A 20,730-nucleotide genomic window follows, 5' to 3' on the forward strand; every position below is an offset into this window, starting at 1 on the left:
CCACGGCGATATGGTGGACATCGTGCGAGCGTTGATCATCGTCGACGTCCAAAACGATTTCTGCGAGGGCGGCTCGCTGCCGGTGAGCGGCGCCCACGCGGTGGTCCGCAGGATCAACGACTATCTCGCTTCCGGGCCCGGCTACCAGCACATCGTGGCCACCCAGGACTTCCATATCGACCCCGGCGACCACTTTTCCGATCACCCGGACTTTGCGACGTCATGGCCACCGCATTGCCGCGCGGGCAGCCCGGGGGCCGAGTTCGACCCCGACCTCGACACCGGCCCCATCGAGGCCGTCTTCCGCAAGGGTGCCTATTCCGCGGCCTACAGCGGCTTCGAAGGCGTCGACGATAACCGGACACCGCTGCTGGAGTGGCTGCGGAAACGGGGGGTCGATAAGGTCGACGTGGTTGGTCTGGCCACCGACCACTGCGTGCGTCGCACCGCCGAAGACGCGGCCCGGGCCGGCTTTGCCACCCGGGTGCTGCTGGACCTGACCGCGGGTGTGTCGGCGGAAACGACCGAACGGGCGCTGCACGACATGCGGGCCGCCAGCATCACGTTGGTCGGAAGCCGCTGATGACGCTGCCCAAGCGGGACGACCTGCTGGCCGCGGTCGAGCGGTCGCCACGGGCGGCCGCGGCGCACGACCGGGCCGGCTGGGTAGGTCTGTTCACCGGCGACGGCCGGGTGGAAGACCCGGTGGGCTCGCGGCCGCACGTGGGGCATGAGCAGATCGGCCTGTTCTTCGACACCTTCATCGGTCCGCGCGACATCACGTTCCACCGCGACCTGGACATCGTCTGCGGCTCGGTCGTGGTGCGCGATGTCGAACTTGAGGTGGCGATGGGTCCGGGCGTCACGATGTTCGTTCCCGCCTTCCTGCGATACGACCTGCGAGAGGTCAACGGCCAGTGGAAGATCGCCGAACTCCGGGCGTACTGGGACCTGCCGGCGATGATGCTGCAGTTCCTGCGACGCGGATCGCCGGCGATGGCGCCCGCCCTGAAACTCTCCCGTGGGTTGATCGGCAACCAGGGCCTGCGCGGCACCGCGGGCTTCATGGCGGGCTTTCGCCGGGCGGGTGCGCGGCACCAGACGCTGGTGGAGACCTTCCTCGACGCGGTCGTGCGGGGCGACAACGTCGCCGGGCGGCGTGTGCTGTCACCTTCTGCGGCAATAACTTTGGGCGACGACGACGTGCTCGACCTGGCCGAACTCGGCGAACAGCTCCGCGGGGGGCGGTGGTCGAAGATGACCGGGGCCGGGCCCACGGTCACGGTCTCACTGGCTACGGATCACGGGCGGGGCATCTTGTTCGCCGAGCTGGCCTGGCGGGGCAACGACATCAACCGTATTCGTTACTTTCCGGCCTGACCGGGCCCGGGGGGCGAACCACACCCGGATCGAGTAGTAAGGACCAGTGGTCTCGCTCGTTCGTAAGTTCGTCGGGGGGTCTCGGCGTTCTGACAGGCTGCTCCAGGCGTTGCACTTTCCTCATCTGCCCCACGTGTACCTGGAACTGACCGACATACACAGTGCCCGCCTACCAGCGACAGCCACGGTTGTCGCTGCTAGGCGGGCGCATCGCATATCCCTACCGCGCCGAAACGCGTGAGGCAGGTGTGACAACAGGGAACGTGCACCGTGCGCACCGGGTCGCCAACAGCCGCGCACGTGGGGTCTCGGCGGTGGCGGCGCCGGCGGCATGGGCGGCGCTGGTTCCAACCCCCTGACTAACCTACGAGCGAGACCGCTGGTCGGCACCGCGGTCGGGGCCCACAATCGGGAGCGTCATGTTCGATGAGCCGTTGAGGCGGCGGACCCTGCTGCGCGGCGCGGGTGCGCTCACCGCCGCGGCGCTGGCGCCGTGGGCCGCGGGCTGCGGGTCCGGCGATGACGCGCTGACCTTCTTCTTCGCGGCCAATCCGGACGAGATCCGTCCCCGGATGCGCGTCGTCAACGAATTCCAGCGCCGTCACCCCGACATCACGGTGCGCCCGCTGCTGTCGGGACCGGGCGTCATGCAGCAATTGTCGACATTTTGCGCGGGCGGAAAATGCCCCGACGTGCTGATGGCATGGGAACTGACCTACGCCGAGCTGGCCGACCGGGGGGTGTTGCTCGACCTCAACACCTTGTTGGCGCGCGACCACGCGTTCGCCGCGGAACTGAAGGCCGACGGCATCCCCGCGCTGTACGACACCTTCACGTTCAACGGTGGCCAGTACGCTTTTCCGGAGCAATGGTCGGGAAACTACCTGTACTACAACAAACAGCTCTTCGACGAGGCGGGGGTGCGACCGCCGCCGGGCGACTGGGAACGCTCGTGGAGCTTCGCCGAGTTCCTGGACGCCGCCCGGGCACTGACCCAGCGCGAGGGGTCGGGGCGGGTCACGCGATGGGGTTTCGTCAACGCATGGGTCGCGGTCTACTCGGCGGGGCTGTTCGCCATGAACAACGGTGTGCCGTGGTCGACCCCGCGGGTCAACCCGACCCACCTCAACTTTGACGACCACGCCTTCATCGAAGCCGTGCAGTTCTACGCCGATCTGATCAACAAGTACCGGGTGGCCCCCAGCATCTCCGACCAGCAGTCGATGTCGACGGCGGACCTGTTTTCGGTGGGCAAGGCCGCGATGGCGCTCGCTGGGCACTGGCGCTACCCGACGTTCGATCGGGCCGCCGGCCTGGACTTCGACGTCGCGCCGCTGCCCATGGGTCCCCGCGCGAGCGCCGCGTGCTCGAATATCGGCGTGACCGGGCTCGCCATCGCGGCGACCAGTCGACGCAGGGAGCAGGCCTGGGAGTTCGTGAAGTTCGCCACCGGCCCCGTCGGGCAGGCCCTGATCGGTGAATCCAGCCTGTTCGTACCGGTGCTGCGGTCTGCGATCACATCCGCAGGATTCGCCGGCGCGCACCGGCGGCTCGGCAACCTCAGCGTGCTTACCGACGGCCCGGACCACTCGGCGGGCATGCCGATCACCCCGGCGTGGGAAAAGATCAACGCGCTGATGGATCGCAACTTCGGGCCCGTGCTGCGGGGATCCCGGCCGGCGACGTCGCTGACCGGGCTGGCACGTGCCGTCGACGAGGTGCTGCGCAACCCATGACCGCGACCGGCATGTCCACCGCGCGGGCCCCGAAGGGCACCCGCCGCCCGGGACGACGCGCGCGCGCCGGTCGGCTGTTCGTCGCCCCCAACCTGGCCGCGGTGATGGTGTTCCTGCTGTTTCCGCTGGGTTTCTCGCTGTACATGAGTCTGCAGCGGTGGGACCTGTTCACGCCGCCGCGGTTCGTGGGTCTGGCGAACTTCGAGAACCTGTTCACCTCCGACCCGCTGTTTCTCATCGCCGTGCGCAATACGGCGATCTTCACCCTCGGCAGCGTGCTGCCCACCGTCGTCATCAGCCTTCTTGTCGCCGGGGTGCTGAACCGGAAAGTCAAGGGCATCAGCATCTTTCGCACCATCGTCTTTCTGCCGCTGGCGATCTCGTCGGTGGTGATGGCGGTGGTGTGGCAGTTCGTCTTCAACACCGACGACGGGCTGCTCAACATCATGCTCGGCTGGATCGGGATCGGACCCATCCCGTGGCTGGTCGAACCCCACTGGGCCATGGTGGCGCTCTGCCTGGTCAGCGTGTGGCGCAGCGTGCCGTTCGCCACCGTGGTCTTGCTGGCGGCGATGCAGGGAGTTCCGGACAACGTCTACGAGGCCGCCAAGATCGACGGCGCCGGCGAGGTTCGCCAGTTCGTGTCCATCACGGTGCCGCTGATCCGTGGGTCGATCTCGTTTGTGGTGGTCATCTCGATCATCCACGCGTTCCAGGCGTTTGACCTGGTCTACGTCCTCACCGGCGCCAACGGCGGACCGGAAACCGGGACGTATGTGCTGGGCATCATGCTGTTCCAGCACGCCTTTTCGTTCCTGGAGTTCGGGTATGCCTCGGCATTGGCCTGGGTGATGTTCGCGATCCTGTTGGTGCTGACCGTGCTGCAGTTTCGGATCACCCGGCGACGTTCCTGGGAGGGTTCCCGTGGTTTGGGTTGATCGAGTGGTCCAGCGCAACGTCTTTCGCGGCATCGTGGTGTACGCCGCGCTGATCGCGATCGCGTGGTGTGCGCTGTTCCCGATCCTGTGGGCGCTGTCGGGCTCGTTGAAGACCGACGGTGAGGTGAGCGAGGCGACGCTGTTCCCGTCGCACCCGCAGTGGTCCAACTATCGTGCGGTGTTCGCGCTGATGCCGTTCTGGCGGATGTTCTTCAACACCGTGCTGTATGCCGGATGCGTCACGGCCGGGCAGGTCTTCTTCTGCTCACTGGCCGGATACGCGTTCGCGCGACTCGAGTTTCGCGGACGCGAGACGTTGTTCGTGGTGTACCTGGGCACGTTGATGGTGCCGTTGACCGTCACGGTGATCCCGCAGTTCATCCTCATGCGGACGGTGGGATGGGTCGACACACCCTGGGCGATGATCGTGCCGGGGTTGTTCGGCGGTGCGTTCGGCACCTATCTGATGCGACAGTTCTTCCGCACCCTGCCCGCCGATCTGGAGGAGGCCGCGATTCTGGACGGTTGCTCGCCCTGGCAGATCTACTGGCGAATTCTGTTGCCCCACGCCAGACCCGCGGTGATGGTGCTGGGCGTGCTCACCTGGGTCACCGTGTGGAATGACTTTTTATGGCCGCTGTTGATGATCCAGCGCAATAGCCTGGCCACGCTGACGCTTGGCCTGGTTCGGCTGCGCGGCGAATACGTCGCGCGCTGGCCGGTGTTGATGGCGGCCTCGATGCTGATCCTGCTGCCCCTGGTCGTGCTCTACGCGGCCGCGCAACGCTCCTTTGTCCGCGGGATCGCGGTGACCGGGATGGGCGGGTAACGCCGGTGGCTTCGGTGAGTTTCCAGCGGGCCACGCGGCGGTATCCCGGCACGGATCGCCCCGCCCTGGACCGCCTGGACCTGATGGTGGGCGACGGCGAGTTCGTGGTCCTGGTCGGGCCGTCCGGATGCGGCAAGACGACCTCGCTGCGGCTGGTGGCCGGCCTGGAATCGCTGGATTCCGGGAGCATCCGGATCGGCGACCGCGACGTCACCAACGTCGAGCCCAAGGACCGCGACGTGGCGATGGTCTTCCAGAACTATGCCCTGTATCCCCACATGACGGTGGCGCAGAACATGGGTTTCGCGTTGAAAGTCGCCAACATTTCGAAGTTCGAGATCCGCGAGCGCGTGCTGGCCGCGGCGAAACTGCTGGATCTGCAACCGTATCTGGATCGCAAGCCCAAGGACCTGTCCGGCGGCCAGCGGCAGCGGGTGGCGATGGGCCGCGCGATCGTGCGTCGGCCGCAGGTGTTCCTGATGGACGAGCCGCTGTCGAATCTGGACGCCAAACTGCGCGTGCAGACCCGCAACCAGATCGCGGCGTTGCAGCGCCAACTCGGCACCACCACGGTCTATGTCACCCATGACCAGGTGGAGGCCATGACCATGGGCGACCGGGTGGCGGTGTTGCGCGACGGCGTGCTGCAGCAGTGCGCCGCGCCGCGCGAGCTGTACCGCAGTCCGGGCAACGTGTTCGTCGCCGGCTTCATCGGATCTCCGGCGATGAACCTGTTCACCCTCCCCGTCGTGGATTCCGCGGTCTCGTTGGGAGACTGGCTGATCCCCGTGCCGCGTGAGATCGCCGGCAGGGCGGCCGAGGTCGTCGTCGGGGTGCGCCCCGAGCATTTCGAGCTGGGCAGTCTGGGTGTCGAGATGGACGTCGACGTGGTCGAAGAGCTCGGGGCGGACGCCTACCTGTATGGCCGGATCAGCGGATCCGGCAAGGTCGTCGGCAAACCCGTCGTGGCGCGCACCGACGGGCGCGATCCGCCCGACAAGGGCACCCGCGTGCGGCTGCATCCGCAGCCCGGGCACCTGCACTTTTTCGGTGTCGACGGGCGTCGCCTCGGCTGAGCGGATCCGGCGCCGGCGGCCGGCCATCACCGGCTACTCCAGTCGTTGGGCCAGCGTTGCCGTCCCGGGACCCGAGAGGTCAGCCAGGGCCGCGGGCCGGCCGGCCATCGCCATGAGCAGTGCCTCGCCGGGGCCGGTTACCTCGGGCCCGCGGCCGTGTACCCAGTCGACATCGGTGGCGCGCAGGCGCAATCCCTTGATTCGTGGCCGAGCGCCAAGCCGAGGGTTCCTCGGCGTCAGCCACAGAACGCGGGTGAGCCGCTCGGCGGGGATGGTGCGGGGCCGGCCCAGTGCGCGCCGGATGTCTTGGTGGTGGATCATGGCGTCCAGCAGAGCGATCATGCCGCCGAAACCCGCCGTCAGCCCGCGTGGTTGCAGGTGTTGACCGGCATAGTCGAGCAACTCATCCGGGCTCCGCGCGGCGAACTCGTGCACGCCGACCTCGTTGGCGCGCACCACCCGGCCCTTGATGAACCGCTTGACCAACCCGAATGCGTTGAGATCTTCGTAGCTGAACATATGCGCGACAACGTCTTTGACGCTCCAGCCGTCGCACAGGCTGGGTGTGGCCCACTGCTGCGGTGTGAGCGTTGCCAAAAACTCCACCAGCTCGGCACGCTCGGCGCGGGCCATGTCCATCAGGGCGGCGGGTGCGCCATCTCCGGGGCGGGTCATGTGGCGCACCAGGCCGGCATAGCGGTCCAGGTACCGCGGCCACCCGTCAGCGCTGTCCACGCCGTCGGCGATCGACTCCCAGCCCGGACCATGGCGGTCGAGGTGACGGTGTACCAGATCCACCCGCGTTCGCCGCGGGGACTCGGCGGTGAAGCGCACCTCGACCTCACTGGTCTTGGATAGGTCGCGTTGCAGTTGCCAGGCCGGATCGATGTCCCAGGTGAACACCACCCGGGTGGGTGGTTCGTAGACCAGCACGCGCGCCCATGGGCACACGGTCCCGTCAACTCCACGATCGTAAATATGGCCTCCCGCATGGCATTCGAACACCGTCTCGGCGATCGGGACGGCAAGCAGGTTGTGCTCGCGGGGTTTGAAGTCGCCGAACCGCGCGGTGAACACCTCGAACGCGCGCTCGATCGAGGCGTTGACGACAACACGGTGATGAACAGCGGTTCGCCGGGGTGTCATGAGCCATCTCCTTCGATGTCGAGGGTATGCGCGTAGGCGGCCAGGGCCTGGGTCCAGAACCGGTCGAGGTCGGCGCGCAGTGCGTCGAGCCCGGCCGGGTCCAGCTGGTAGACGCGACGGGTTCCCCTGGCGCGATCGCACACCAGCCCGGCCGACTTGAGCACCTTGAGGTGCTGTGACACCGCCGGCCGGCTGACGGGAAGGTCGCGGGCCAATTCCCCGACGGCCAATGGGCCATGCGCCAGGCGTTCCACGATGGCCCGCCGGGTCCCGTCAGCCAGGGCCTGCCACGCCTCACCGGTACATCGGTAAGCGGTCACGAACCGTAAGTCTATACTTACCGATGTTGGTCGGCAATGCCGCGCCCATGTCGGCGCGGGGTCCGGCCATGGTCGGATCGGACATGGCCGGATCGGACATGGCCGGATCAGACATGGCCGGATCAGACATGGCCAGATCAGACATGGCCAGATCAAAAAATGGTCGGGCGGAGACGTCGATCGTGTGGGCCGGCTCGGTTAACCTTCCAACGGTCGGCCTCCTCGGTTCCGCGCGCCGCCAACGGCCCGAGCGCCGCGACCAGCACCAAGGACACACCGCAGTGAACACCCCGAGGGAGGCATGATGGACGACCACAACGGCAGCCGGCAGATCGCGGTGGAGAATCCCGCCACCGGCGAGGTGATCGCGCACGTGCCCGACATGACACCCGAGCAGGTCGCCGAGCTGGCCCGGCGCGGCCGCGCCGCCCAACCGGTATGGGAAGCACTAGGGTTCGACGGGCGGGCAAAGGTGCTCAAGCGGATGCAGCGCTGGATCATGGACAACGCCGATGAGCTGGTCCGCACCATCTGCTCGGAGACCGGCAAGGCCTACGAAGACGCTCAGATCGCCGAATTATCTTACGGTGCAGCGGCATTCGGCTTCTGGGCGGATCACGCGCCGCGCTACCTTGCCGACGAGCGGATCCACTCGTCATCGATCTTCGTCAAGAACAAACGGCTGGTCCTGCGGTACCGCCCGGTCGGGCTGGTCGGTGTTATCGGTCCGTGGAACTACCCCCTGACCAACTCGTTCGGCGACTGCATACCGGCGCTGGCCGCCGGCAACAGCGTCATCCTCAAGCCCTCGGAAATAACACCGTTGACATCGCTCTTCCTGGCAAAGGGCCTGGCCGCGTGCGGGCTGCCGGCGGACGTCTTCGCGGTGGCGACCGGACGCGGGGCCACCGGCGCGGCGGTGGTCGACGAGGTCGACATGATCATGTTCACCGGGTCGACCGCCACCGGCCGCAAGATCGCCATGCGCGCCGCCGAGCGGCTGATCCCGGCATCGCTGGAACTCGGCGGCAAGGATCCGATGATCGTGCTCGCCGACGCCAACATCGAACGCGCGGCCAACCACGCGGCCTACTACTCGATGTTCAACTGCGGGCAGACGTGCATCTCGATCGAGCGCTGCTATGTCGAGGCACCGGTCTATGACGAATTCGTCGCCCGGGTCACCGACAAGGTGCGCGCGATACGCCAGGGTGTGCCCACCGGACCCGGAACGGTCGACGTCGGATCGCTGACCTTTCCACCGCAAGTGGAGACGGTGGAACGCCACGTCGAGGATGCGCGCGCACGCGGCGCCAAGATCCTCACCGGGGGAAAGCGCGGGCGAACCACCGGCTACTGGTACGAACCGACGGTGCTCGTCGATGTCAACCACGACATGGCCTGCATGCGCGAGGAGACCTTCGGTCCGACGCTGCCGATCATGAAGGTCGCCGACGCCGAGGAGGCGATCCGGCTGGCCAACGACTCGGAGTACGGGTTGTGCGCGGCGGTGTTTTCCCGAGACACCGCGCGCGCCGAAGCGGTGGCGCGTCGGATCAACGCCGGCGCGGTCACGATCAACGATGCGCTGCTCAACTACACCGCGCTGGAACTGCCGATGGGCGGGGCCAAGCCGGGTTCGGGCATCGGCTATCGACACGGCGCCGGCGGAATTCGAAAGTACTGCCGCCACCAGTCGCTGTTTATCTCGCGCATCAATCCCGGCTGGGACCCGCACATGTACCCCTACACCGCCTGGCGCAGCCGGCTTTTCGCCCGACTGCTGCGCCTGCTGAATCGGGGCTGACGCCCAGCCAGCGGCCGACGGCGTCCAGCATCCCGCGCCTCCCGCCGTCGTGGTTTCGCCCATGTGACGTTCGTCTCGATGGCGTAAATCACTTCCGCTGCCCGTCACGTTGTGGCGTGCGCCGTGCACTAAGGCCATGAAGACCATCGCTGGAGAAACGGAGAAAGTCCATGACCGACGCGCTTGTCATCGATGCCGAGGGCCTTGACCGGCTGTCGTGCCGTGCCAAGGCCGACCCGGGCACCGGCAAGAAGACCCTGACGGCCCGCACGGTGTGTGAGTCCGGATTCCGCAACATGACCTATGTGCGCGACCTGGCCCCGATGTTGGTCGGGGAGCCGCCCGCGCTGCTGGGCGATGATTCGGCGCCCAATCCCTCGGAGACCACGCTGGCCGCTCTGGGGTCGTGCATCTCGGTCGGCCTACTGGCCAACGCCACCCACCGTGGTGTCACCCTGACCAAGATCGAGGTCGAGATGGCCGGTGATATCGACATCTCCGCCGTCTGGGGGGTCGGTGACACCCCGGAGGGCAAAGTCCTGGGCTTCAGCGCGGTTCGCTGCACGGTAACCCTGGCCGGCGATGCCGACGACGCGACACTGAAGGAGATCCACGACAACGCGATCGCGTGGTCGCCCGTGGTGAACACGTTCCGCCGTCCAGTCACCGTCGACTCCACCCTGGCAATCGGCTAGGACTCCCGACGTGACCCATACCAGAACGCGGCTCGCCGAGGTCATCAGGCGGGCGCGCCTGCACAAGGGCTTGAGCTGGGCCAGGATCGCCGAGGCAATCGGAAAGGATCGGGTGTGGACGGTGGCAGCCCTGCTCGGCCAGCATCCACTGTCGAGCGCCGACGCCGCGACGGTGGCAGCGCTGCTTGACCTCGGTGACGATGCCGTCACCATCTTGCAGATGGTGCCCTATCGGGGAAGTGACCCGTCGGTGTCGGCCGATCCGACGATTCACCGGTTTCATGAGGCGCTGTCGGTGTACGGGCCGGCGATCAAAGAGCTGATCACCGAGGAATTCGGTGACGGGATCATGAGCGCGATCAACTTCCGCATGAGCGTCGAACGTCGTCCGGATCCGCAGGGTGATCGCGTCATTGTCATTTTCGACGGCAAATTTCTCGACTACCGATGGAATCACACCGAACAGGAGGTATTGCCGTGACCGCGACAATCGATGGCGCGATCGGTCTGTTCGATTCGGAGCTGCTGGAAGACATTCGTGCCCACGCCGACGCGTTGGACCGCGGCCAGGACAATGCCCGACGCAGTTTCACGATGCTCGGTGCCGCCGGTCTGCTCGGGGTGGGCGCCCCGGGCAACGCCGATGGCAGGCTTCCGCAGATGGCCGAGGTGATCAGCGTGATCTCCGGCGAGTGCATGAGCACCGGGTTCGCGGTGTGGGCCAGCCGGATGGTGGTGGAGTATCTGCTCACGGCCGGAACACTATTCAGCACGGCCGCGGTCAAGCCGTTGCTGGCCGGGACCGCGCTGGGGGTGACCGGCATGGCCGCGGCCTTCAAGGACGCTGCCGGTTGCGGAAGCCTAGAACTCACGGCCACACCGGCCCCGGGGGGCTACCAGCTCGGCGGTTGCATCAGGTGGGCCAGCAACCTCTACGACGACTCGATGTTGGTCACCGCGGCCCGAACCGAGCGCGGCGACAAACTGATCGTGGCTCTGCCGTTGACCACGCCGGGCGTCACGGTGGGCAATCGCTTCAAGCTGTTGGCAATGGATAGCACGGCGTCGTCGTATCTGGAGCTCAACGATGCCTACATCACCTCCGAGCAAGTGCTGTCCACGGACTTCGACGGGTTTCTCGACGCGGTCCGCCCCACCTTCCTGGTCCTGCAATCGGCCATGTGCCTTGGCCTGGCCAAGACCGCGATGGCACAGTGCAAGCTTGGCCTGACCGGAGTGAACTCCGTCTTTAGCTCCGATGTCGATCTGATCGCGGGAAAGCTGGCCCTGGCCGAGAAGACGTTGGCGAGTTTGACCTCGGCGATCGGCGGAATGCAACCGCCCAACAACAAAGAGCTACTGGCATTGCGGCTGACGGCAGCCGAGATCGCCAGCGCCTGTGCCGCTTTGGAGATCCGGACCGCCGGCGGGAAGGGCTACGCCAGCAGGACACCGGCGAGCCGGCGCTACCGGGAGGCCGCGTTCCTTCCCGTCCAGTCGCCCTCCGAAGCTCAGCTGCGCTGGGAACTCGGCGGGTGCTGTTGAGTGACGGTCAGCGGTGACTCCGACGGCGGGCGGCGGGTGCCAGCCGCCCACGGATCCTGAACCCGAGGTCGGCGGGATCCCGCTGACCGCCCTGGTGCGCGACTACCACCGGCCGATGGTGAATTTTGCCTGCACCATGGTGAATTCACCATCGGTGGCCGAAGAAGCCGTGCAGGAAGCATGGGTGCAGGTGCTGAAGTTTTCGGACTCGTTCGAGGGGCGTTCTTCGGTGGCCACCTGGTTGTTCGGGATCGTCAAGAACACCGCGGCGCGGCACCGGCGCCGCGAGACGCGGATCCGCGCGCACGAGCTGCTGGCCACCGAAGACGCCGACCCGCTGTCCGGCCGCATGCACCCGGCCGGTCACCCCGACGCCGGGCACTGGCGCGTTCCACCGTCTCGGCGATTCCTCCCGGAGGACCAAACGGTGGCCCAGGAACTCGTTGACCACGTGCGGGAGGCACTGGACGCGTTGCCGATGCGGCAACGACAGCTGGTCATCCTCCGAGACCTCGTCGGTACGTCCGCGCAGGAGGCCGGCGACATTCTCGAACTGTCCGCCGCGGCGCAGCGCGCGCTGCTCTATCGAGCCCGAGGAAACCTTCGAAACGAATTGGAAAAGCGGTATCAACGATGACCGTCCACGACAACACAGTGCCCGCAATCGATTGCGTCGACTTTGTGCGGCTCGTCGATGATCTGGTCGACTCCGACCCGCAGACGTGGGGCGCGGTGGTGGCCAAACACCTCGATGAATGCCCGCCGTGCCTGGTGTATCTGCAGCAAATGCGCGACCTCAAGATCCTGCTCAACCATGTCTATGACGGGCAGAAGCTCACCGACGAGCACGTTGTGGGGGTCCTCGGCACGATCAACACCCTCAGGAAAGGCCAACCCGGATGAACACCAACGCGCCGCTGCCGCCACTCGAACAGTCATGGACACTGGGCGGACCCGTCGACGCCGCATCGATGCGTGACGCCATGGGCGCCTTTCCGTCCGGTGTCACCGTGCTGACAACCCGCTTGGGAGACCGGCGGGTCGGCATGACGATCAGTTCGTTCGCCTCGGTGTCGATCGACCCGCCGCTGCTGCTGCAGTGCGTGGCACGCAGCGCGGGCAGCCTGCCGGCGTTCCGCATGGGCACTGCGGTCGCGGTCAACGTTCTCGCGCGCGACCAGGCCCACCTGGCGCGCCGGTTTGCCAGCAAGGTCGAGAACCGTTTCGAAGGCGTGCAATTCGACACCGACGAGCGAGGCTGCCCGATACTTGCCGGCGCCGCCGCCTCGGTAACGGGTGTCATCGACCGGATATACGACGCCGGCGACCATGTCATCCTGCTCATTCGCGCCTGTGCCGTTCACCGCAGCGGCGCCTTGCCGCTGCTGTACCACTCGGGGCGGATGCACGACTGGGTTACGGCCGTCAACGCCGTGGCTTCGTAAGTAGCGCAGGGCTTTCGGTGTCGCACGAAAGGGTGAGCCTATGTCCCAGCCCGCCGCGGCGGCCGACCCTTGCCTGGCCGAACCGCCGATCACCGACCGATCCATCGAGGATCCGTTCGAGCCACTGAGCGTCGCGGCCATGGTGTGCCGAATAGCCAGCATGGCGTTGCAGAAATCGGCGCATCCGTGGGCATTTCTGATGCGCTCGGTGGTCGGCGGGGCGATGGTGGGGTTCGGCACCCTGCTGTCGTTGGTTGTCAGCACCGGGGTGAGCACGCCGGGCATTGCCAGCCTGCTAATGGGCCTGGCGTTCGGCATGTCCTTCGTGCTCATCCTGGTCTCGGGGATGTCGCTGATCACCGCGGACATGGCCGCCGGCTTCCTCGCGGTGCTGCAGCGCCGCCTGAGCTGGCGGGGCTACCTACGGCTACTGGTCATCGGCGCGGCCGGCAATCTGGTTGGGGCCTTGGTGTTTGTCACGGTGTGCGCTGCCGCCGGCGGCCCATACCTGGGCACCTTCGCGGGGCGAGCAGCGACGGTGGGCGTCGAGAAGACCGGCCAACCCTTCTGGACCGCGTTCTTGCTGGCGGTGTTGTGCACCTGGTTTCTGCAAACCGCGATGTGCTTGTACTACAAAGCCCGCAGCGACGTGGCGCGGATGGGTTTTGCCTTTTACGGACCGTCGGCGTTCGTGATGGGCGGCACCCAGCACGTTATCGCCAACGTCGGGTTTCTTGGACTTCCCATGTTGCTCAGCGCGTTTCATTCCTCGGCACCGCATACCGCAATCGGTTGGGGGTTGGGCAGTCACGGCTTGCTGACGAATATCTGCGTCACCGGCGCGGGCAATCTCGTCGGCGGCACGTTTTTTGTGGCGGTACCGTTTTTCCTGATCGGCCAGTTGCAGCCGCGCGGGATAGCCGACGTCGGTGGCGGCAAGTGGAGTCCAACGGCCCTGCCCCGCGATACCGCCGTCTTATAGCGTAGAGGCCGACGGCCATCGCTCAGGGTCGGTTCGCTGGCTGCAAAGGAGCGTGAAATGTCGGATAGTGCAACGAAATACGGAATACTCGTGGGGGTCGACGGGTCAGCCGAATCCGACGCGGCGGTGGTCTGGGCAACGCGCGAGGCCGTCATGCGTCGAGCGCCGATCACCTTGTTGCACGCGGTTGCCCCGGTGGTGGTCGGATGGCCGGTGGGCCAACTTTATGCCGAGATGCCGCACTGGCAGGAAGACCGGGCGCGCCAGGTCATCGACCAAGCCCGCAAGACGCTGACCGCCAGCGTGGGTGCAGCCGAGTCGCCGAAGGTGCGGACCGAGCTGGTCTATGCCAACGTGGTGCCGACGCTCATCGACGCTTCCCAGCAGGCCTGGATGATCGTCGTGGGTAGTCAGGGTATGGGTGCGTTGGGTCGTCTGCTGCTGGGCTCGATCAGCACCGCGCTCTTGCACCATGCGCACTGTCCGGTCGCGGTCATTCATGCCGATGCGGGCACCGCCGCGGATTCCCAGGCGGCCGTGCTGGTGGGTATCGACGGATCGCCGGCGTCGGATGCCGCGGCGGCACTGGCGTTCGACGAGGCCTCCCGCCGCGGCGTAGAACTCGTGGCGTTGCACGCCTGGAGTGACGTCGGGGTATTTCCGGTCCTCGGGATGGACTGGCGCGACCGCGAACGTGAAGGGGAGGAGGTCCTGGCCGAACGGCTGGCCGGCTGGCAGGAGCAGTACCCGGATGTGCGCGTGCGCCGATCGCTGGTCTGCGACAAGCCGGCCCACTGGCTGCTCGAGGGGGCCGAGCGTGCCCAACTGGTGGTGGTGGGCAGTCGCGGCCGCGGGGGATTTCCCGGCATGCTGCTCGGTTCGGTCAGCTCCGCGGTGGCCCACTCGGCGAAGGTTCCGGTGATCGTCGTCCGCCCCAGCTAACGCCGACCGGCGAAGGTCTGATGGCCACGTGATCGAGGACCAAAGCCTCATGGCCGGCGACCGTGCGGTTCGTAGCGTCGGGGTAGGAGAGAGGGAGAACGAAATGTCTGCAACCGACACCACAACCCTTAAGGCCCTCGGCGTTGTCGTCGGAGTCGATGGATCGTCCGCATCCAACGCCGCCGTGTGTTGGGCGGCCCGGGACGCGGTGCTGAGAAACGTTCCACTGACCGTGGTCCACGTGGTGAACACGGGCGTGGCGACCTGGCCGAACCTGCCCTACCCCGATTCCGCGGGGGTATGGCTGGAAGACCAGGGCCGCCGGATCGTCGCCGAGGCGGTCAAGATCGCCGAGGAAGCCGTGCCGACAGACCGCAAGCTCACCGTCAAGGGTGAGGTAGTATTCTCCGCCCCCGCGCCGACGCTAGCCGAAATGTCAGGTGAGGCGGAGCTCTTGGTGGTGGGTTCCTCGGGCCGGGGAGCGGTGGCCCGGGTCCTGCTGGGTTCGGTCAGCTCGAGCGTGCTGCGGCGCGCACGTTGTCCGGTCGCCGTCATCCGCGACGAAGATCCGTTGATGCCGCATCCGCAGAGCGCTCCGGTGCTGCTGGGCATCGACGGGTCGCCGGCTTCGGAGCTCGCCACCGCGGTGGCCTTTGACGAGGCGTCGCGGCGCGGTGTCGAGCTGATCGCGCTGCACGCGTGGAGCGACCTGGAGGTCGTCGACCTTCCGGGGTTGGACTGGGACACGGTGCGGGCGGAAGCCCAGCTCAGTCTCGCCGAGCGGCTGGCGGGCTGGCAGGAACGCTATCCGGATGTGACGGTGTGCCGGGTGGTGGTGTGTGATCGCCCGGCGCGGCAGCTGGTCGAAAGGTCGGAATCGGCGCAGCTCGTTGTGGTCGGCAGTCACGGTCGGGGGAGCATTACCGGTATGCTCCTGGGCTCGGTGAGCAACGCCGTGGTGCACGCCGTCCGGATGCCGGTGATCGTGGCACGGCCGTCCTAAGCCGGGCCAGGTGTGCCCCTCGGTACCCAGCAGCGGCGGGCCGCGCTCCGACTAATCTCTCTTCATGAATAATGATTTATTATGTGAATAGACATCGATTTTAATCGAATGCCGTCGGACATAACAGTTCAGGTGTGGTGGACAGGTTTGTCTGCATGCGGTAAGGAGATGGCTCGGTGACCGACCGTCCCGTCGATAGCGGCGCACCCGCACCCAACCATGGGGTGTACGGCATCTCGGTGGCCGCCGAACTCTCCGGCATCGCGGTTCAGTCGCTTCGCCTCTACGAACGCCACGGTCTGGTCAAACCGGCGCGCAGCGCGGGCGGAACTCGGCGCTACAGCGCCGACGACCTGGCCCGGCTGCGGCGCATCAGCGCGCTGGTCGAAGCCGGAGTCAACCTGGCCGGGATCGCGCGCATCCTCGACCTCGAAGACGACAATGCGGCTCTCTCCGCGGCCAATGTCGACCTGCGATCAACCAACCGAAGCCTGCGCAACGCCGCGAAAGCGGCGCGGTCCCAAGCGGCCACGGATTTGTAGAACGTATATGTAGTACATTGGTGGCATGGGTGAAATATCCATACGAATGCTCAACCAAGAGACGTCCAAGGTTTTGGCCCGCGTGAAGCGCGGCGAAGAGATCACCCTTACCGAGCGCGGCCAGGTAATCGCCCGAATAATCCCGGCTTCCGCCGGCCCGCTCGACGCGCTGATCGGTGCCGGCAGGGTGCAACCGGCGACAGTGCATGGCCCGGCGCCTCGTCCCACGATTCCGATGCGTGGCGGTCTGGACGCCGGCACGCTGTTGCGGCGCATGCGGGCCGAGGAACGATATTAGCCCGTGATCTACCTGGACACCTCGGCGCTGGTCAAGCTGATTCGCATCGAAGTCGAGTCTGACGCGCTCGGTGACTGGCTCGATCAACGCACCGACATGCGATGGATAACATCCGCTTTGGCCGACGTTGAGCTGCCCAGAGCCATCCGGGCGGTCGCCCCGGAAGGGTTGGCCGCCGTGCCCGCCCTGCTGGCCAGGCTGGACCGATTCGAAGTCGACTCGGTCATTCGCGCCACCGCGGCGGCCTACCCCGACCCCACGCTGCGTTCGCTGGACGCGATACACCTGGCCACTGCGCAAGCCGCCGCATCGGTTGCGCCGTTGACCGCGTTGGTTACCTACGACGGCCGCCTCGGGGAGGCCGCCGCCGCCCTGCGGATGACCGTGGTCGCACCCGGAGCGAACACACCATCCGGGTGAAAGAAAGCCGTGTTGTCGTGTCCGGTGCGCAGCACGGTTCGATCCGGTCGAATGAGCGCGGCCGTGGCACGGCCGCGGCGCAGCCACTTCCCGAGCGCACTGCCGGGTGAGACGACCAGCACCGCCACTCCGCGCTCCCGCAGCGCGGCTTCCTGGTCCGCGCTGAGCGCGGTGACGGTGATGACGGCGAAGCCGGCACCGATCACGTCGTCGAGTCGTTGGCCACCGGGCAGCACCGGGTTCGGGCACAGCGTGCCGGCCAGTTGGCGCGGGCGGCGGGGCCTGCACACCAACGCGGAACGGTGCAGCGCGGGCGTGGTGGAGTCGACGATCTTGTCGCGCAGGCCGGGGATCAGCCGCAGCCGGGGCAGCACCGCGCGTCGCACGAGGTTGCCGAAGCTACCGCCGCCGGTCATCGACCAACCGACGCTGAGCGCCAGCCAGATCAGCTTCCGGGTGTGCGGTTTGCGCTCTCGCTGGTAGCTGTCGAGCACCTCCGCCGGCAGGGCGCCGCTGGCGACCGCGGCGATTTTCCAGGCGAGGTTCATCGCATCACGCAGTCCGGCCCCCATGCCCTGACCGATGAACGGGGGAGTGAGGTGCGCCGCGTCACCGAGCAGGAAAATGTTGCCGCGGCGCCACCGGTCGGCGATCTGCGCACGGAAGGTGTACTCGGCGACGCGAAGCAGCGTCAGCTCGTGGGCGGGGATGTCGGCGGTCCACGGTGCGATGAGGGGTCGCAGCGCGGCCAGCGTGCTGAAGTCGTCGGCACGTTCGCCGGCCAGTAACCGAAACTCCCAGCGGTAGCGTGCCCGCCCGATACGCATGTAGGTGCCGGCGCGAACCGGATCGCATACCTGGTGCACGCCCTCCCACTGGCGCAGGTCGGTATCGGTGGCCACGTCCACGACCAACCAGCGTTGTTCGAAGTGAAAATCCCGCATGGTGGCGCCAATATGGTTGCGCACCAGGCTGTTCGCGCCGTCGCACCCCAGCAGGTAGTCGGCGGTGACGTGGTGAACGTGGCCGTCGGATTTGTCGGTGAAGGTGATGCACACCCGCGCCCCGTCCTCGGAAATCCTGGTAACCTCGGCGTTTCCGCGCAACTCGGCCAATGGGTAGCGCTTGAGGTTCGTCCGCAGCAGGGCCTCCAGTTCCGGCTGGTCGAACATGTTTGCCTGCGGGAAGCCGTGGATGCTGCGGGCCGGGTCCCGGTAGAATTCGGCCAGGACCCGAAATCGGTGGGATCGGTTGTCGAGCAGCCGCAGTCCAAGCGTGGGTCGCGAGATCGCGGCGAACTCGTCGGCGATGCCGAGACGAGCGATGATGCGGTGGATTTCGTCGTCCAGATGAACGGCGCGGGGCTGCGGATACACCCCGGGCCAGCGGTCTAGGACCAGGCACCCGACGCCGTACTGGGCCAGCAGCGTGGCCGCGGTGATGCCGGTCGGCCCGGCGCCGACGATGACGACGGGCACCTGCGGGATCTGGTTGGTGTTCACGCGTAGCGCACGGCGGTGCGCTGGGTTCCCAGGTCGATGGCCCCGTCGTCGGTGGCTACCGACGCTTGCACGATGTCACCGTGCCGCAGGTATTTCGGATTGCCGGCTTGACGTTTGAAGTACGCCTTCCATTTGATGGCTGGCGGCAACAGGTTTCCGATGAGCTCCAGCGCCTTGGGCGGAGCGCTCAGCGCGGTGCCGGCCGGCGTGCCGGTGAGCACCAGGTCACCGGCGGCGAGCTCCTGAAATTGCGTCAGCGCCTGCAGCGCCGGTAGCGGCCGATACAGCATGTCGCCCTCGACCAGTGCGTTTTGCCGCTCGGTGTCGTTGACGCTCAGGCGAAGTCGCAAATCGCCGAAGCGCTTGAGTTCGTCGGCTCCGAGCAGCACCAGCTTCGGCCCGAGAGGGGTGAATGTCGGGTAGGACTTGGCTTCGTAGAACTGGGTTTGGGGGAGCTGGATGTCGCGCGCCGACACGTCGTTGGCGACGACCAGACCGGCGATGACGTCGGCAAGGTCCGCGTCGGAGATGGTGGTGCCGACCGGGATTGCGCGTCCGATCACCAACCCGATTTCGACCTCATAGTCGAGCAGTTGGACATGGGCCGGTTTGACGATGTCGTCGAACGGCCCACCGATCGACGCGGACGCCTTGCGGAAGAAGGTGAGTGGAACCGAGGTCGGGTCCATGCCGGCATCCTTGACATGCGATCGAAAGTTGGTCATTTGCGCCACCACCCGGCACGGCCGGGTGACCGGCGAGATCAACCGCAAGCTTTCGACGGCCACGGAGCCGGCCCCGGTGTCGGCCTTGCCCGCGGCGGCCTCGATCGCGGCCCGGTCGGCCAGCAACTGGGCGGTGGTGGTCGCGGTGGTGGCGATCTTGGCTGCGCCGGTGGGGTTCTCGACCCACCAGCCCTCGGCGGTGTGCAGTATGGAGATTGTCACAGGGTGGGTACCTTCACTAGGCCGATCAGGCGGTTGATATCGAACTCGTTGCTGGCGCGCAGCGCGGTGATCATCGAAACCAGTTCGCGGCAGGCCGATTTCGGGGCAATACCGAGAAAGTCTGTGGTTGCCGGCGGTCCCCACTGGGCCAGCCCGGATGCGGTCAACGGTGCCCAGCCGGGTTCGAGGGTGTTGTCGAACATGTCGCCGTCGGTGAAGTGCTCGACCAAGAAGCCGTCGGGATCGCGCCAGTAGTCGAAGATCTGGCTGCCCTGAGTGTGGCGGCCGATTCCCCAGGATCGGAAATAGCCGCTTTCCCTGAGGTATTCGCCGCCGGCCGCCAGCGCGTCGAGGTCGCTGACCTGGTACGCCGAGTGCACGTAGCGGTTGGCCGGGCCGAGCGCCAGCGCCAGTGTGTGGTGATCGGCGGGGGTGGCCCCGCGATCGCAGCGGATGAAACCCATCGTCGGCCCCCGTCGGCGCTGGCCGGGAAAGAACAGGAAGTCGCTGACGATCATCCCGAGGTTGTCCAGATACCAGTTCAGCGCCTGCTGGTACCTCGTCGACTGCAGCACCAGGTGACCGAGGCGCTGTACCCGCGCGGGTGCCCGTGGGGGGCGCTGAGTCGCGTTGGCGCGCCGCAGGTCATGTCCGACGTTGACCGCGTGCGGCCGTTGCCCCGGCAGCTCCGGCAGCTCGTTCATGCCGGCGACCACGCGCACCGGGATGCCGCTGGGGTCCACCAGGTCGACCGACACACCGCCGATGGCCTCCGGCAGCGGGCGCACGCTACCGCCGGTCTTGTCGGCCAGTCGCAGCACGTCGACCTCGTCGCAGGCCCGGTATGCCACCGCGCTGAATCGGGTGCGTGGGCCGCGATGCACGATGACACAGGGCGCTCCGGCATCGGTGCCGCGCAACTGAAGCTCATCGGGACCGCGGTGTGCCGTCTGGAAACCGAAGGCCCGGGCAAACGCCTCGGTGCGGGTCAGATCCGGCTTCTCGAACTCCAGCCAGGCAATGTCGGCGACTTTGATCACCGGGTTGCGCGACCGGCCGGGGTGTTCGCCCGGTCGGGCACCTCGCTCGCTGTGCAGGTCCTTGTGGGTGCCGATCACCGAGTCCACCACCATCTCCCCAGTTAACTGACGAAATCGTCACATAAGACGTATAGTTC

Annotated in this window: 25 protein-coding genes and 1 pseudogene; 19 read left to right on the forward strand and 7 right to left on the reverse strand. The window is 66.8% G+C overall.

Annotated elements, in window-relative coordinates:
* Window positions 1-10 precede the first annotated feature (10 nt).
* The 6 genes from pncA (at window position 11) to G6N20_RS06035 (ending at window position 5,959) form a co-directional block, all read left to right on the forward strand.
* A complete protein-coding gene (pncA, locus tag G6N20_RS06010) occupies window positions 11-583 on the forward strand; it encodes a pyrazinamidase PncA (RefSeq protein WP_269474171.1) in 573 nt (190 codons plus the stop codon).
* Window positions 583-1,380 carry a nuclear transport factor 2 family protein gene (locus tag G6N20_RS06015; RefSeq protein ID WP_083047908.1) on the forward strand — a complete coding sequence of 266 codons (798 nt, stop codon included), beginning with the start codon at window positions 583-585 and terminating at the stop codon, window positions 1,378-1,380. Before pncA ends, G6N20_RS06015 begins: the two co-directional genes overlap by 1 nt.
* A gap of 419 nt (window positions 1,381-1,799) precedes the next feature.
* Window positions 1,800-3,116: an ABC transporter substrate-binding protein gene (locus G6N20_RS06020; RefSeq protein WP_083047906.1), complete on the forward strand. Its 1,317-nt coding sequence runs from the start codon at window positions 1,800-1,802 to the stop codon at window positions 3,114-3,116.
* An 11-nt stretch (window positions 3,117-3,127) separates the two neighbouring features.
* Window positions 3,128-4,054, forward strand: a complete 927-nt coding sequence (locus G6N20_RS06025) for a carbohydrate ABC transporter permease (protein ID WP_142272006.1) — start codon at window positions 3,128-3,130, stop codon at window positions 4,052-4,054.
* The gene (locus G6N20_RS06030) at window positions 4,041-4,883 is read left to right on the forward strand and encodes a carbohydrate ABC transporter permease (RefSeq protein ID WP_083047902.1); all 843 of its coding nucleotides are present in this window, start codon (window positions 4,041-4,043) and stop codon (window positions 4,881-4,883) included. The genes G6N20_RS06025 and G6N20_RS06030 overlap by 14 nt, the downstream gene beginning before the upstream one ends.
* A 5-nt stretch (window positions 4,884-4,888) precedes the next feature.
* Window positions 4,889-5,959, forward strand: coding sequence for an ABC transporter ATP-binding protein (locus G6N20_RS06035; protein WP_083047900.1), 1,071 nt, complete (start codon window positions 4,889-4,891; stop codon window positions 5,957-5,959).
* A 33-nt stretch (window positions 5,960-5,992) separates the two neighbouring features.
* Here G6N20_RS06035 and G6N20_RS06040 read toward each other — a convergent pair whose 3' ends face one another.
* The 4 genes and pseudogenes from G6N20_RS06040 to G6N20_RS06055 form a co-directional block, all read right to left on the reverse strand.
* Window positions 5,993-6,634 carry a maleylpyruvate isomerase family mycothiol-dependent enzyme gene (locus tag G6N20_RS06040; RefSeq protein WP_083047932.1) on the reverse strand — a complete coding sequence of 214 codons (642 nt, stop codon included), beginning with the start codon at window positions 6,632-6,634 and terminating at the stop codon, window positions 5,993-5,995.
* Window positions 6,623-7,105: pseudogene (locus G6N20_RS06045) on the reverse strand (SRPBCC family protein); the annotation flags it as partial. The gene G6N20_RS06040 and the pseudogene G6N20_RS06045, both read right to left, overlap by 12 nt.
* Window positions 7,102-7,425, reverse strand: coding sequence for an ArsR/SmtB family transcription factor (locus G6N20_RS06050; protein WP_083047898.1), 324 nt, complete (start codon window positions 7,423-7,425; stop codon window positions 7,102-7,104). The pseudogene G6N20_RS06045 and the gene G6N20_RS06050, both read right to left, overlap by 4 nt.
* Window positions 7,400-7,570 carry a hypothetical protein gene (locus G6N20_RS06055; RefSeq protein ID WP_163662620.1) on the reverse strand — a complete coding sequence of 57 codons (171 nt, stop codon included), beginning with the start codon at window positions 7,568-7,570 and terminating at the stop codon, window positions 7,400-7,402. The genes G6N20_RS06050 and G6N20_RS06055 overlap by 26 nt, the downstream gene beginning before the upstream one ends.
* A gap of 159 nt (window positions 7,571-7,729) precedes the next feature.
* Between G6N20_RS06055 and G6N20_RS06060 the strand changes: the two genes are divergently transcribed.
* The 13 genes from G6N20_RS06060 (at window position 7,730) to G6N20_RS06120 (ending at window position 17,104) form a co-directional block, all read left to right on the forward strand.
* The gene (locus G6N20_RS06060) at window positions 7,730-9,232 is read left to right on the forward strand and encodes an aldehyde dehydrogenase family protein (RefSeq protein ID WP_232065442.1); all 1,503 of its coding nucleotides are present in this window, start codon (window positions 7,730-7,732) and stop codon (window positions 9,230-9,232) included.
* 170 nt (window positions 9,233-9,402) lie between these two features.
* Window positions 9,403-9,927 carry an OsmC family protein gene (locus G6N20_RS06065; protein ID WP_083047892.1) on the forward strand — a complete coding sequence of 175 codons (525 nt, stop codon included), beginning with the start codon at window positions 9,403-9,405 and terminating at the stop codon, window positions 9,925-9,927.
* Window positions 9,928-9,937: 10 nt separating this feature from the next.
* A complete protein-coding gene (gene cynS / locus G6N20_RS06070; protein ID WP_083047890.1) occupies window positions 9,938-10,408 on the forward strand; it encodes a cyanase in 471 nt (156 codons plus the stop codon).
* Window positions 10,405-11,472 carry an acyl-CoA dehydrogenase family protein gene (locus G6N20_RS06075; RefSeq protein ID WP_083047888.1) on the forward strand — a complete coding sequence of 356 codons (1,068 nt, stop codon included), beginning with the start codon at window positions 10,405-10,407 and terminating at the stop codon, window positions 11,470-11,472. The genes cynS and G6N20_RS06075 overlap by 4 nt, the downstream gene beginning before the upstream one ends.
* Before the next feature lie 13 nt (window positions 11,473-11,485).
* Window positions 11,486-12,109: an RNA polymerase sigma factor gene (locus G6N20_RS06080; RefSeq protein WP_083047886.1), complete on the forward strand. Its 624-nt coding sequence runs from the start codon at window positions 11,486-11,488 to the stop codon at window positions 12,107-12,109.
* A complete protein-coding gene (locus G6N20_RS06085; protein ID WP_083047884.1) occupies window positions 12,106-12,375 on the forward strand; it encodes a hypothetical protein in 270 nt (89 codons plus the stop codon). The genes G6N20_RS06080 and G6N20_RS06085 overlap by 4 nt, the downstream gene beginning before the upstream one ends.
* Window positions 12,372-12,917: a flavin reductase family protein gene (locus G6N20_RS06090; RefSeq protein WP_083047882.1), complete on the forward strand. Its 546-nt coding sequence runs from the start codon at window positions 12,372-12,374 to the stop codon at window positions 12,915-12,917. Before G6N20_RS06085 ends, G6N20_RS06090 begins: the two co-directional genes overlap by 4 nt.
* 40 nt (window positions 12,918-12,957) lie before the next feature.
* Window positions 12,958-13,899 (forward strand): formate/nitrite transporter family protein, encoded by a 942-nt coding sequence (locus tag G6N20_RS06095; RefSeq protein ID WP_083047880.1) that lies wholly within the window; start codon window positions 12,958-12,960, stop codon window positions 13,897-13,899.
* Window positions 13,900-13,956: 57 nt separating this feature from the next.
* Complete coding sequence (locus G6N20_RS06100; RefSeq protein WP_083047879.1) at window positions 13,957-14,841, forward strand: universal stress protein; 885 nt, start codon at window positions 13,957-13,959, stop codon at window positions 14,839-14,841.
* 103 nt (window positions 14,842-14,944) lie between these two features.
* On the forward strand, window positions 14,945-15,844 hold the full coding sequence (locus G6N20_RS06105) for a universal stress protein (RefSeq protein WP_083047930.1): 900 nt from the start codon (window positions 14,945-14,947) through the stop codon (window positions 15,842-15,844).
* A gap of 176 nt (window positions 15,845-16,020) precedes the next feature.
* On the forward strand, window positions 16,021-16,386 hold the full coding sequence (locus G6N20_RS06110; protein ID WP_083047877.1) for a MerR family transcriptional regulator: 366 nt from the start codon (window positions 16,021-16,023) through the stop codon (window positions 16,384-16,386).
* A gap of 25 nt (window positions 16,387-16,411) precedes the next feature.
* Window positions 16,412-16,684 carry a type II toxin-antitoxin system Phd/YefM family antitoxin gene (locus tag G6N20_RS06115; RefSeq protein WP_083047875.1) on the forward strand — a complete coding sequence of 91 codons (273 nt, stop codon included), beginning with the start codon at window positions 16,412-16,414 and terminating at the stop codon, window positions 16,682-16,684.
* 3 nt (window positions 16,685-16,687) lie between these two features.
* Entirely contained in the window at window positions 16,688-17,104 is a 417-nt protein-coding gene (locus tag G6N20_RS06120; protein WP_083047873.1) for a type II toxin-antitoxin system VapC family toxin, read from the forward strand.
* Here the strand turns inward: G6N20_RS06120 and mhpA are convergent.
* The 3 genes from mhpA to G6N20_RS06135 are packed head-to-tail and all read right to left on the reverse strand — an operon-like array spanning window position 17,023 to window position 20,686.
* The gene (gene mhpA / locus G6N20_RS06125) at window positions 17,023-18,606 is read right to left on the reverse strand and encodes a bifunctional 3-(3-hydroxy-phenyl)propionate/3-hydroxycinnamic acid hydroxylase MhpA (RefSeq protein WP_232065443.1); all 1,584 of its coding nucleotides are present in this window, start codon (window positions 18,604-18,606) and stop codon (window positions 17,023-17,025) included. The two genes, G6N20_RS06120 and mhpA, sit on opposite strands and share 82 nt — an antisense overlap.
* Window positions 18,603-19,553: a fumarylacetoacetate hydrolase family protein gene (locus tag G6N20_RS06130; RefSeq protein ID WP_083047871.1), complete on the reverse strand. Its 951-nt coding sequence runs from the start codon at window positions 19,551-19,553 to the stop codon at window positions 18,603-18,605. The genes mhpA and G6N20_RS06130 overlap by 4 nt, the downstream gene beginning before the upstream one ends.
* Window positions 19,550-20,686 (reverse strand): VOC family protein, encoded by a 1,137-nt coding sequence (locus tag G6N20_RS06135; protein ID WP_083047869.1) that lies wholly within the window; start codon window positions 20,684-20,686, stop codon window positions 19,550-19,552. Before G6N20_RS06135 ends, G6N20_RS06130 begins: the two co-directional genes overlap by 4 nt.
* Window positions 20,687-20,730 lie beyond the last annotated feature (44 nt).

It is taken from the genome of Mycobacterium shinjukuense (assembly GCF_010730055.1).
GTDB classification, from domain to species: Bacteria; Actinomycetota; Actinomycetes; order Mycobacteriales; family Mycobacteriaceae; genus Mycobacterium; species Mycobacterium shinjukuense.

Coding starts and splice junctions, on each gene's coding strand:
- pncA (WP_269474171.1), top strand. CDS start 11: ATGGTGGACATCGTGCGAGCGTTGATCATCGTCGACGTCCAAAACGAT.
- G6N20_RS06015 (WP_083047908.1), top strand. CDS start 583: ATGACGCTGCCCAAGCGGGACGACCTGCTGGCCGCGGTCGAGCGGTCG.
- G6N20_RS06020 (WP_083047906.1), top strand. CDS start 1,800: ATGTTCGATGAGCCGTTGAGGCGGCGGACCCTGCTGCGCGGCGCGGGT.
- G6N20_RS06025 (WP_142272006.1), top strand. CDS start 3,128: ATGTCCACCGCGCGGGCCCCGAAGGGCACCCGCCGCCCGGGACGACGC.
- G6N20_RS06040 (WP_083047932.1), bottom strand. CDS start 6,634: ATGACCCGCCCCGGAGATGGCGCACCCGCCGCCCTGATGGACATGGCC.
- G6N20_RS06055 (WP_163662620.1), bottom strand. CDS start 7,570: ATGTCTGATCTGGCCATGTCTGATCCGGCCATGTCTGATCCGGCCATG.
- G6N20_RS06060 (WP_232065442.1), top strand. CDS start 7,730: ATGGACGACCACAACGGCAGCCGGCAGATCGCGGTGGAGAATCCCGCC.
- G6N20_RS06065 (WP_083047892.1), top strand. CDS start 9,403: ATGACCGACGCGCTTGTCATCGATGCCGAGGGCCTTGACCGGCTGTCG.
- G6N20_RS06085 (WP_083047884.1), top strand. CDS start 12,106: ATGACCGTCCACGACAACACAGTGCCCGCAATCGATTGCGTCGACTTT.
- G6N20_RS06090 (WP_083047882.1), top strand. CDS start 12,372: ATGAACACCAACGCGCCGCTGCCGCCACTCGAACAGTCATGGACACTG.
- G6N20_RS06095 (WP_083047880.1), top strand. CDS start 12,958: ATGTCCCAGCCCGCCGCGGCGGCCGACCCTTGCCTGGCCGAACCGCCG.
- G6N20_RS06100 (WP_083047879.1), top strand. CDS start 13,957: ATGTCGGATAGTGCAACGAAATACGGAATACTCGTGGGGGTCGACGGG.
- G6N20_RS06105 (WP_083047930.1), top strand. CDS start 14,945: ATGTCTGCAACCGACACCACAACCCTTAAGGCCCTCGGCGTTGTCGTC.
- G6N20_RS06115 (WP_083047875.1), top strand. CDS start 16,412: ATGGGTGAAATATCCATACGAATGCTCAACCAAGAGACGTCCAAGGTT.
- G6N20_RS06135 (WP_083047869.1), bottom strand. CDS start 20,686: ATGGTGGTGGACTCGGTGATCGGCACCCACAAGGACCTGCACAGCGAG.